Annotated in this window: 10 protein-coding genes and 1 pseudogene; 10 read left to right on the top strand and 1 reads right to left on the bottom strand. The window is 56.4% G+C overall.

Annotated features, from left to right (window positions below; translation table 11 throughout):
• The 10 genes and pseudogenes from ACPLUI_RS06020 to rpsU all read left to right on the top strand — a co-directional run.
• Positions 1–596 (top strand): annotated as a pseudogene (locus tag ACPLUI_RS06020) (heat-inducible transcriptional repressor HrcA); the annotation flags it as partial.
• Positions 597–609: 13 nt separating this feature from the next.
• Positions 610–2,178: a TCP-1/cpn60 chaperonin family protein gene (locus tag ACPLUI_RS06025; protein ID WP_424659372.1), complete on the top strand. Its 1,569-nt coding sequence runs from the start codon at positions 610–612 to the stop codon at positions 2,176–2,178.
• A 17-nt stretch (positions 2,179–2,195) separates the two neighbouring features.
• The gene (gene grpE / locus ACPLUI_RS06030) at positions 2,196–2,900 is read left to right on the top strand and encodes a nucleotide exchange factor GrpE (RefSeq protein ID WP_424659373.1); all 705 of its coding nucleotides are present in this window, start codon (positions 2,196–2,198) and stop codon (positions 2,898–2,900) included.
• 17 nt (positions 2,901–2,917) lie between these two features.
• Entirely contained in the window at positions 2,918–4,744 is a 1,827-nt protein-coding gene (gene dnaK / locus ACPLUI_RS06035; RefSeq protein ID WP_424659374.1) for a molecular chaperone DnaK, read from the top strand.
• A gap of 167 nt (positions 4,745–4,911) precedes the next feature.
• Complete coding sequence (gene dnaJ, locus ACPLUI_RS06040; protein WP_424659375.1) at positions 4,912–6,048, top strand: molecular chaperone DnaJ; 1,137 nt, start codon at positions 4,912–4,914, stop codon at positions 6,046–6,048.
• A gap of 16 nt (positions 6,049–6,064) precedes the next feature.
• On the top strand, positions 6,065–6,991 hold the full coding sequence (gene prmA, locus ACPLUI_RS06045; RefSeq protein ID WP_424659376.1) for a 50S ribosomal protein L11 methyltransferase: 927 nt from the start codon (positions 6,065–6,067) through the stop codon (positions 6,989–6,991).
• Positions 6,979–7,770 carry a 16S rRNA (uracil(1498)-N(3))-methyltransferase gene (locus tag ACPLUI_RS06050; RefSeq protein WP_424659377.1) on the top strand — a complete coding sequence of 264 codons (792 nt, stop codon included), beginning with the start codon at positions 6,979–6,981 and terminating at the stop codon, positions 7,768–7,770. Before prmA ends, ACPLUI_RS06050 begins: the two co-directional genes overlap by 13 nt.
• A 7-nt stretch (positions 7,771–7,777) precedes the next feature.
• The gene (gene mtaB / locus ACPLUI_RS06055) at positions 7,778–9,088 is read left to right on the top strand and encodes a tRNA (N(6)-L-threonylcarbamoyladenosine(37)-C(2))-methylthiotransferase MtaB (protein ID WP_424659378.1); all 1,311 of its coding nucleotides are present in this window, start codon (positions 7,778–7,780) and stop codon (positions 9,086–9,088) included.
• A 77-nt stretch (positions 9,089–9,165) separates the two neighbouring features.
• Entirely contained in the window at positions 9,166–9,510 is a 345-nt protein-coding gene (locus ACPLUI_RS06060; protein WP_424659380.1) for a histidine triad nucleotide-binding protein, read from the top strand.
• Between the two features lie 113 nt (positions 9,511–9,623).
• Positions 9,624–9,800, top strand: coding sequence for a 30S ribosomal protein S21 (rpsU, locus tag ACPLUI_RS06065; protein WP_013823688.1), 177 nt, complete (start codon positions 9,624–9,626; stop codon positions 9,798–9,800).
• Positions 9,801–10,079: 279 nt separating this feature from the next.
• Here rpsU and ACPLUI_RS06070 read toward each other — a convergent pair.
• The coding region (locus ACPLUI_RS06070; protein ID WP_424659379.1) for an MFS transporter at positions 10,080–11,142 on the bottom strand (1,063 nt) is incomplete at its 5' end.

Genomic DNA, 11,142 nt, shown 5'->3' on the forward strand with positions numbered 1-11,142 from the left:
TCGCTATTATGGATAGCGGTACCGTACACCACCGGATTATCGATATACCAGCCGGCATAACTTCGGAAGACCTGGAAACCATCTCGGCGGTGCTGAATGCCAAACTTCAGGGCCGCACCATGGACAGTATCAAGCTCACCCTGGTGAAGGAAATTTACTATGAACTGGTCAAGCATAAGCATATTATTGAACTGGCCATGGAACTGCTGCAGGACAGCCTGAGCAGGCAGCCCGAGGAAAGGATATATCTCGGCGGTATTCTTAACATATTGAACCAACCCGAATTTCATAATGTGGAAAAAGTTAAGACCTTGCTCAGCCTGCTGGAACAGGAAAGCCTCCTTTGCAATTTGTTGGCTGACGACGTCGGCAAGGAAGGCGTTACCGTCCGCATCGGACGGGAGATCCGCTGCCGGCAGATGAGCAACTGCAGTATGGTCGTGGCCACCTACCGGTTAAAGGGGAGGCCCGTCGGCTCTATTGGCGTCCTGGGTCCGACCCGGATGGACTACGCCAGGGTGGTCACCGTAGTGGAGCATTTAACCAAAAACCTTTCCCGTGCTCTGGAAGATCTCCTGGGTGGCGGGGACAAATAAGGGGGAGCAGGTTTTGAGTCTCAAACAACAGGCCAGCACGGGTACGGAAGTCGATGAGCGGCTGGCGGCTCTGGTTACCAATGCCAACGCCATTCGCGCCATTGCTTCGGCGGTCGAGGGTACCCTGGGGCCGAAAGGCCTGGATACCATGCTGGTGGATAAATTTGGCGAAGTGGTGATCACCAATGATGGTGTAACCATCCTTACCATGATGGAAGCCAATCATCCTGCGGCACGCATGATGATCAATATTGCCAGGGCACAGCAGGAGGAGATTGGTGATGGTACCACTACCGCCACCGTAATGGCCGGGGCCATGGTTGGTGCCGGGGTGGAACAGGTGGCCCGGGGAGTGCCAGTAGCCCGGGTTATCGAAGGTATCCGGGCGGGAGTTAAGAGGGGCCTGGAAGTTATGACGCAAAAGGCCAGGTCGGTAGCTGACCTGGATGACCCGTTAATCTATCAGGTTGCCCTGGTGGCCGGCCGGGGTCACGAGGATATTGCAGCCCTGGTGGTTCAGGCAGCCAGGATGATTGGCAGGGAAAAACTCCTGGACAGGGCTTTTCGTTTTTCTGATACGGTTGTGGCTGAAGAAGGGGCGGATAACCAGGTATTCATGGGCGTGATTGTGAACAAGGAGCCCATGAACCGCCAGATGCCGCGGGAACTGACGGATGTGAGTGTGCTGGTAATTGATGATGCTCTGGAGCCGGAGGAAATAGAGGAGGAAGCCCTGGCCACCGAGGCGGGCTTCGCCCGTTACCTGGAGTTGCAGGACCAGTTCCGGGAAAACATACAGAAAATCATAAACATGCAGGTAGGGCTTGTGCTGGTCGACCGGGGCGTCCATGACGTTGCCGAGGAAATGCTTACCGATGCCGGTATCATGGTCATACAGAGAGTGGCCAACAAGGAGCTGCGCCGCGTGGCCGAACACACCGGGGCGCGGATGATCAAGCGTACCGGGTTGAAGAAGGACCTGGAACAGGTCAGCCGGTGTCTCGGCCGTTGCCGGCGGGTTTTTCATGATGAAAAGCTGGAGCAGGTATGGATCCAGGATGGTGCCGGAAAGCCTATGGCCACCGTCCTGGTGGGGGCCGCTACGGCTGAGGTCGTGGGGGAAAGAGAGCGTATTGCCAGGGATGCAGCTTCGGCCGTACAGGCGGCTGTGAGGGGAGGAGTTGTCCCCGGAGGAGGGGCTCTGGAGCTGGCCGTAGCCCGGGAAGTGGAGAAGCTCCGGGCCTCAATGCGAGGCATGACCGTCTACGGGGTTGATTGCGTGGTGGAAGCCTTAAAGCGCCCCCTGGCCCAGATTGTGGCTAATGCAGGATTTAATCCACTGGAAAAGATTGGTGATGTCATGGCGGCCCAGGTGGAGACGGGGAACGATGCCCTGGCCGTGGACTGCGATACGGGCCAGGTGGCGGATATGTATGAGCTGGGTGTCGTCGACCCCGTGCTGGTGAAAACTTACGCGTTTAAAGCTGCCGGGGAGATTGCCGAAGCCATTTTAAGGATAGATACCATAATCAAGAAACGGGAGGACAGGGAGGTTAACCCGAAACAGGTCGTGGACGTATAACTGGCGAGGTGACTGAGATGGAAGAGAAAAAAACTCCTGATATAAAGGCTCAAAATATAGAGACTGAAGGGACCAACCCTTCCGGTGCTGACGCTCAGGAAAGTCCGCCGGCGGGGGAATCCCGTGAGGATGCCCGGAATACCCCTGCGGGTGAGGAGCAGCAGGAGGGTGGACCCGGACAGGAAGTTGATGTTAAGGAGCTGCAACAGCGCCTGGCCGAACAAACGGCCCTGGCCCGTGAATATTTCGAGCGTCTGGCGAGGATGCAGGCTGATTTTGAAAACTACCGGCGCCGTGTAAACAGAGAGCGGGAGGAATGGTTTAAATATGCTTCCCAGCCTCTGGTGACGGAGCTTTTATCCGTGCTGGACAATTTTGAGCGGGCACTGGCGGCCCGGGAGGAGGACCCCGCCCGCGTGGTGGCGGGGGTGGAAATGATCTACCGCCAGTTTAAGGAGATACTTACCAGAGAGGGACTCTCTCCCGTACCAGCGGTAAATGAGCCTTTTGATCCGGCCAAACACGAGGCAATCATGCAGGAAGAGACCGATGCTTATCCCGACAACACCGTTATGGAGGAGCTGCGCCGGGGTTATTATTTCAAGGACCGGCTGTTGCGGCCGGCCATGGTGAAGGTGGCCCGCGCTTTGTCCCGGCCGGAGGAGCAGAAGCAAGAGGAAAAAGAAAACAACACAGATAACAACCAGACCAGCAGTGTCTAACAAGGAGGGAAATAAACATGGGCAAAGTTATAGGCATTGACCTTGGTACTACCAACTCCTGTATGGCCGTTATGGAAGGCGGCGAGGTGATCGTTATTCCAAACGCCGAAGGAGAGCGTATTACTCCATCGGTGGTTGGTTTTACCAAAACTGGCGAGCGCCTGGTCGGCCAGCTGGCCAAGCGCCAGGCCGTAAGCAACCCGGAACGTACCATCAGGTCTATTAAACGGCACATGGGTACCAATTACAGGGTAAAGATTGACGATAAGGAATATACGCCCGAGGAAATCTCAGCCATGATTCTGCAAAAACTAAAAGCTGACGCGGAGGCCTACCTGGGGGAAAAGGTGGAAAAGGCGGTCATTACCGTCCCCGCTTATTTTACCGATTCCCAGCGTCAGGCCACCAAGGACGCCGGCCGTATTGCCGGCCTTGAGGTGCTGCGTATTATCAACGAGCCTACTGCTGCCGCCCTGGCCTACGGGCTGGACAAGGAGGAGGACCAGACCATCCTGGTGTTCGACCTGGGTGGAGGTACTTTCGACGTATCCATTCTGGAGCTGGGCGACGGCGTCTTTGAAGTGAAGGCTACAAGCGGGAACAACCGCCTGGGCGGTGACGACTTCGACCAGCGGATTATGGACTGGCTGATCGAGCAGTTCAAGAAAGAGACGGGCATTGACCTGCGCAACGACCGTATGGCCATGCAGCGGCTGAAGGAGGCTGCGGAAAAGGCTAAAATTGAACTGAGCAGTGTTACAACCACCAATATCAACCTGCCCTTTATTTCCGCCGATGCCAGCGGTCCCAAGCACCTGGATGTGACCCTTACCAGGGCCAAATTTGAAGAACTGACCGCCGACCTGGTGGAGATGACCATGGGCCCCACCCGGCAGGCGCTGGCGGATGCGGGTCTGGAACCAAAGGATATCCACAAGGTGATCCTGGTGGGTGGTTCCACGCGGATCCCGGCGGTCCAGGAAGCCATCCGCAAGTTCCTGGGCAAGGAGCCCTACAAGGGGATCAACCCGGACGAGTGTGTGGCCATTGGAGCAGCCATCCAGGCTGCAGTGCTGGCCGGCGAGGTCAAGGATGTACTGCTTCTGGACGTAACGCCCCTCTCCCTGGGCATTGAAACCCTGGGCGGCGTCTTCACCAAGATCATTGAACGGAATACCACTATTCCCACTTCCAAGAGCCAGATCTTCACCACCGCCGCCGATGGCCAGACTACGGTGGAGATCCATGTGCTCCAGGGCGAACGCCCGATGGCGGCGGACAACAAGACCCTGGGGCGGTTTACCCTGACCGGTATTCCACCTGCGCCGAGGGGAGTACCACAAATCGAAGTTAAGTTTGATATTGACGTAAACGGTATTGTACATGTCTCCGCCAAGGATCTGGCCACCGGCAAGGCTCAGAGCATTACCATAAGCGGTACCTCCCGGCTGTCGGAGGAAGAAATCCAGCGCATGGTGAAGGATGCGGAAAGACATGCCGAGGAAGACCGCAGGCGTAAAGAAGAGGCGGAACTGCGGAACCAGGCTGACAGCATGATTTACCAGGCTGAAAAGACCATTAAAGACCTGGGGGACAGGGCTGACAGGGCCAAAGTGGAAGAAGTGAAAAAGGCCGTCGAGAAGCTGAGAGATGCCCTGGGCGGCAAGGACATGCAGCTTATCAAGTCCCGCATCGATGAGCTGACGAAGCCCCTTTATGAATTGTCAGCTCTCCTCTACCAGCAGCATGCACAGCAGGCCCAGGCCGGTGGCAGCGGCACTTCTGCTTCCGGCGGCGAAAAAGTGGTCGATGCCGATTACGAGGTCAAAGACGATCAGAAGTAATTGGCATTAGACGTCAAAATGTTGTATAATACTGGCGGATGCGTTTTGCGTCGCAATTTGGGCTCTCTGGCCGGTAGTTCATCGAAAGCGACTACCGGCCAGGTTTGCGTTGTTGTGAGGAGCCGTCTGGCAATATAAGTAAGGTACAGTCAGGTGGTGGTAACGCCATGGCAAAGCGTGACTACTACGAAATCCTGGGAGTATCCCGGGAAGCCACGCAGGAAGAAATAAAAAAAGCCTACCGCAAACTGGCCCGGCAGTACCACCCCGACGCCAATCCCAACGATAAGGATGCGGAGGCCAAATTTAAGGAAATAAATGAAGCCTATGAAGTTTTGAGCGACCCGGAGAAAAGGGCTCAGTATGACCGCTTTGGCCATGCCGCCACCGGTAATCAAGGATTCGGCGGGTTCGAGGGGTTTGGCGGTTTTGGCGGCTTTGGTACCGATTTTGGAGGCCTTGGGGATATCTTCGACATGTTTTTTGGCGGGTCGACCCGGCACAGGCGCGGTCCAGAAAAAGGCGAGGATATCCGGGTGGATCTGGAAATTTCCTTTAAAGAGGCTGCCTTTGGCCTGGAGAAGGATATCCGGGTGCCGCGCATGGAGCCCTGCAGCACCTGTGGCGGTACCGGCGCCGCTCCCGGGACCCGTCCCGTAACCTGTCCCGTGTGCGGGGGCACCGGACAGATTCAATTTGCCCAGAGTACGCCTTTCGGGCGTATTATCCAGTCGCGTACCTGCGACCGTTGCCGTGGTGCAGGCCGCATTATCGAAAAGCCGTGTGCAAGCTGTCACGGGAGCGGGCAGGTCCGCCGCACGCGTACCATCCACGTTAAGATCCCTGCCGGTGTGGATGATGGGACGAGGTTGCGGGTGGCCGGCGAGGGAGAGCCGGGTTTGAGGGGTGGTCCGCCGGGAGACCTGTATATTTACATCCGTGTCCGGCCCCACAAGATCTTTAAGCGTGAGGGCAATGATGTGATTATGGAACTCCCCATCTCTTTTGCTCAGGCTGCCCTGGGGGATGAGGTGGAAGTGCCCACCCTTGAAGGCAAAGCGACTGTACGTATTCCCGAGGGCACCCAGCATGGTACCGTTTTCCGCCTGCGGGGGAAAGGCATTCCGGATTTGAGCGGGTACGGGCGGGGTGACCAGCTGGTACGGGTCAAGGTGATGGTCCCCACCAGGCTTACCGAAGAACAGAAGAAGCTGTTACGCCAGTTCGCCCGGTTAAGCGGTGAAAATCCGGTCGGGGTTGAAAAAGGTTTCTTTGATAAAGTCAGGGATGCCTTTATGGGTTAATAGGAGGCCGGTCCACTTGCATTGGCTGGAAATTGCTGTTACTACGCCTCCCGAGTGGGTGGAGGCGGTAAGCAATATCTTTATTGAGCTGGGTACCGGCGGGGTGGCCATTGAGGACCCCGCCCTATTTTCTTTATATTTGCAGCGGCCGCAGGACGAGGTGGCCCTGGATCCTCTATCCCTGCCGCGCGAGCCGGTTGTAAAAGCATACCTGCCCGTGGATGAAAATTTGGGCGCCCATCTGGCTGCCCTGAAAGAACGGCTTGCTCTTGTGGAAGGTCGGGATGTCTTTATCATAAACACCAGAGAGATCAGGGAAGAGGATTGGGCCAATTCCTGGAAGGTCTACTATAGACCTGTTTGCGTGGGCAGAAAACTGGTGGTGAAACCTGCCTGGGAAGAATACAGGCCCCTGCCGGGACAGGTGGTGATAGAAATGGACCCGGGAATGGCTTTTGGCTGCGGCACCCACCCCAGCACGCGCCTTTGTCTGGCCTTGCTGGAGGATATCCTGGCCGGCGGGGAAGTAGTGGTGGATGCAGGCACCGGTTCGGGGATCCTGGCCATTGCTGCCGCCCTGCTGGGTGCCAGCCGCGTGGTAGCGGTGGACAACGACCCGGTGGCCGTGGAGGCTGCCAGGCGGAATGTGGAACAAAACCGGGTCAAGGACCTGGTGGAGGTCATGCGCGGCGATCTGCTGGCAGGAGTTGAAGGCCCCGTGGATGTGGTGGTGGCCAATATCGTGGCCGATGTGATTATGCGCCTGGTTACCCAGGTGCGGGATATTCTAAAGCCTGCCGGCCTTTTTATTGCTTCTGGTATCATCGAGGGACGGGAACAAGATGTCGTCCGTACGCTTCATACGCACGGTTTTGAGATCATTGACCGGCGCTGCAGTGGCGACTGGCACGCCCTGCTGGCCCGTGGGGGGTGCCGGCCATAGGTTATTTCTTTGTCCCCCCGGAACAGATAACCGGGGACCGGGTGACCATCACCGGACCGGATGTGGTGCATATTTCCCGGGTCCTGCGCCTGGGCCCCGGGGACCTGATAACGGTTATGGATGGGCAGGGCATGGGGTACCGGGTGAGGTTGACACGTACCGCCGGTCATACAGTGGAAGGGGTTGTCCTGGAGAAATTCATCCCCGGGGGAGAAGCTCCCCTCATGGTGACCCTGGTTCAGGGGCTTGCCAGGGGCGAAAAAATGGACATAATTATACAAAAGAGTACCGAACTGGGCGTATCCCGTGTGATTCCTCTAGCCTGTCACCGTTCTGTGGTCCGGCTCAACCCATTAAAGGCCAGGGAACGCCAGCAGCGCTGGCAGCGGATTGCGATGGAAGCGGCCAAGCAGTCCCGCCGGGCGATAGTGCCCCGGGTTACCGAGGTTATGGACCTGTCGGCAGTGCTCGACCTCATTTCCCCCGGTGCTCTGGCCCTGATGCCCTGGGAAGAAGAACGGGAGCTGACCCTGAAAAGGGTCCTCAGAGGGCGGTCCTGCAGGGAAGTGTTTGTCTTTATCGGTCCCGAGGGCGGGTTTACTTCCGGGGAAGTTGCCATGGCCAGAGAAAAGGGCGTGCTCTCCGTTACCCTGGGGCCGCGCATCCTGCGTACGGAAACGGCGGGACTGGCGGCAGTCACCATGGTTCTTTATGAGCTGGGGGACCTCGGTGGACATCCGGCGCGGGTAAAGGCCGGTGAAATCAGCAGCAGGGGGTGAAAGGACAGTGCCCAGGACTGTAGCCCTGGCCACCCTGGGGTGCAAGGTCAACCAATATGAATCGGCGGCCCTGGCCACCCTGTTCCGGGAGAGGGGCTATAAAGTGGTGGACTTCAGCGAACCGGCGGATATCTATGTCATCAACACCTGTACGGTTACCCACCTGGGGGACCGGAAGTCGAGGCAGCTCATCCGGCGGGCAACGCGAAGCAACCCTCATGCCCGCGTGGTGGTAACCGGCTGTTACGCCCAGATTTCGCCGGAAGAGGTGCTCTCCATACCAGGTGTGGACCTGGTGGTGGGCACGAGGGACAAATCCCGCATTGTAGATCTGGTGGAGGAACTGGAAAGCCGTACGGAAGGGCCGGTGGCCGTGGTGCGGGACGTTTTTGCTGACCGGGATTACGAGGAACTGCCCGTACCGGCACTGCCTTCCCGCATTCGAGCATTTTTAAAAATCCAGGAAGGCTGCAATAATTATTGCGCCTACTGCATTATTCCCTACGCCCGAGGCCCCTTGCGCAGCAGGGATCCCGAAAATGTCCTGACCGAAGCCGGCAGGCTGGTGGCCAGCGGCTTTAAAGAACTGGTGCTCACCGGCATTCATATAGGGGCCTACGGCCAGGACCGGCCCGGCGGCCTGGACCTGGCCGGCCTAGTTGAACGCTTGACTGAAATTCCGGGTCTGGTACGCCTGCGCCTCAGTTCAGTGGAACCGGTGGACATTACGGATGAACTGGTAGACATAATGGCTGAAAGAACCAATGTCTGCCGCCACCTGCATATCCCCCTGCAAAGTGGCGACGATACGGTGCTGGCCCGTATGCGCCGTCACTATACCACGGGGTGGTTCCGCGGGCTGGTCCGGAGGTTGAGAGAGCGTATACCCGGTATAGCAATCACTACCGATATTATTGTCGGTTTCCCCGGGGAAACTGACGACCAGTTTGAAAGCACCTTTAATTTCGTGCGCGAGATGGCTTTTGCCCGCCTGCATGTTTTCAAATATTCCCCCCGCCAGGGTACGGCTGCCGCATCCTTCCCCGACCAGATAAGTGCTCCGGTCAAAGAAGCCCGGAGCCGACGGCTGATCGCCCTGGGAGATGAACTCGCCCGCTCCTTTGCCGCCGGGCATATTGGGCGGCAGGTACAGGTGCTTGTGGAAGAGGGGTTACAGGAAAAAGATGGCTACTTCGCCGGTCTTACCGATAATTACCTGCGGGTAATCTTCCCGGCCCGGAATAATCCTGTCGGTGAGCTGGTAACGGTGCGGGTTGGAGGCATGGAAGGTACGGACTTAAAAGGCATGATAATTTAGTTGAAACCGGAAGGATTTAATTCTTTTAATGTTGAATAAAATATCGTTGTCACTATGTGCGGGAGGGAGGTGGCATGGTGAAGGATTGCATTTTCTGCAAAATCGCAAACAGGGAGATCCCCGCGGAGATAGTTTATGAAGATGAACATGTGATGGCCTTTAAAGATATCCACCCGGCCGCTCCCGTCCACCTCTTGCTCATTCCCAAAAAACATATACCGACTTTTTTTGACCTGACGGATGAAGACATCGCTGTCATAGGCCGTGTTCAGCTGGCGGCAGCCCGGGTTGCCCGGCAGTTGAACCTGGAAGAGAAAGGGTTTCGGTTGGTCAGCAACTGTAAGGAGGATGCGGGCCAGCTGATCTTCCATATTCATTATCATTTGCTGGGGGGTAGAGCGCTGCAGTGGCCACCGGGTTAGTTGACGTAACTTTGGAAGGCGGGCTATAATAACAGGGTATTTGCAATTTCGGGTTGGAGGTTTTTGCGATACATGAACAGCCTTACAGCCTGGCGGAGGGAGGGAAAAGAGCAGTGCCAGAAGTACGTGTTGGTAAGAATGAGACGCTGGATAGTGCCCTCCGTCGCTTCAAGCGTTCCTGTCAGAAAGCCGGCGTTTTAGCTGAAGCAAGACGGCATGAGCATTATGAAAAACCCAGTGTGCGGCGCAAGAAAAAATCCGAAGCGGCCAGACGGCGTAAGTATCGTTAATTGCCTGGCCGGGGTCGGCAGGGTAACAATTCACCGCGCCTGTGGCGTAAGCAAAAAAGCCCGGTGCTGAACAAAAAGCGCCGGGCATTTTTACACCTTCTACGGGCTGCCGCCCCTGCAATGTCCCCTGCTTTCGAGACGCAACCTGGCTGCAGCGGTGGTCCTGTCTGGAATGTCGGGTTCTCGCGGCGGCCGGGAGGCCCGGAGAAGGAGGCGGCAGGAACATCATGGCCAGATCAAGCGGTCTTCTCTTTAAAGGGACAACCGCAGCCCAAATGGTTATTGGGCAGTATTTTTTAAGTTGTTGCGTTTCGCTACACAAAGCATAACTGGTACTGTTAACAACTGAACTATCACCGAAAATGCCACTACATACCCCACCGACAGGTCATATAAAATCCCCATCAGGGCGCTGCCCAGGAACCAGAACAGGCCGTACCCGGTATTGAACACCCCGTAAGCAGTCCCCCGCTTATCGGGGGGAACCATACCGGCAATGGCTGCCCTTAAAACGGATTCCTGTGCCCCCATGCCAATACCCCAGATGACCATCCCTGTTACAACCATTATGAAGCTCCCAAAGAACACTAAGGGTGCGCATAAAGATGAGATCAGTGCAGCTATGACGAGAATTCTGATCCCGGTACGGTCAAACAGGTATCCAAAAATTAAAGCTGCCAGGGCATCGGCTGCCATTGCTATAGCGTAAAGTACTGGAATCCAGCCTGGGGAAATCGGAGAAGTCTTACCCAGGTGGAAGGCAATTAAAGGATAATCAACATAGCCGGCCGCTATGAGGGCAGCGGCAGCCAGGTAGAGCCAGAATTTTGCCGGTAAACCTTTACCTCCTACCATGATGGGAGCCGCCTCCAGCTCTCGTGGGACCGGATATAAAATCCTGGCAGCGATGAGGATTATTAACGCTACGGAAGCCGGTACCACTAAGACGGCAAATCCTGCTTTATAATTGCCTTTTAAAAAGTGTAGTACCAGGGCCACAATTAAAGGACCGGTAATGGCGCCAATTTGATCGAGAGCTTCGTGGAGGCCAAATCCCCGTCCTCTCCCAACTTCCGAAGTGGCATGAGAAAGCATGGCATCACGGGCAGGAGTACGGATGGCCTTGCCCACTCTTTCCGCAATCATCAAACCTGCTGCCAGCTGCCAGTTACCTGCCAGGGCCAGGAAAGGAACCGCCAGGAGGTTGAGAAAATAACCCAGTATTGTAATCGGCCAGTATTTCCCCGTACGGTCACTTAGATAACCGGAAAACAGCCGTACGCCGTAACCCAGCAATTCTCCCAGTCCGGTCACGAAACCCACGACTGTCCCGGTAGCTCCC

It is taken from the genome of Desulfofundulus sp., from assembly GCF_049701015.1.
In the GTDB taxonomy this organism is placed as follows: domain Bacteria; phylum Bacillota; class Desulfotomaculia; order Desulfotomaculales; family Desulfovirgulaceae; genus Desulfofundulus.

Coding starts and splice junctions, on each gene's coding strand:
- grpE (WP_424659373.1), top strand. CDS start 2,196: ATGGAAGAGAAAAAAACTCCTGATATAAAGGCTCAAAATATAGAGACT.
- dnaK (WP_424659374.1), top strand. CDS start 2,918: ATGGGCAAAGTTATAGGCATTGACCTTGGTACTACCAACTCCTGTATG.
- dnaJ (WP_424659375.1), top strand. CDS start 4,912: ATGGCAAAGCGTGACTACTACGAAATCCTGGGAGTATCCCGGGAAGCC.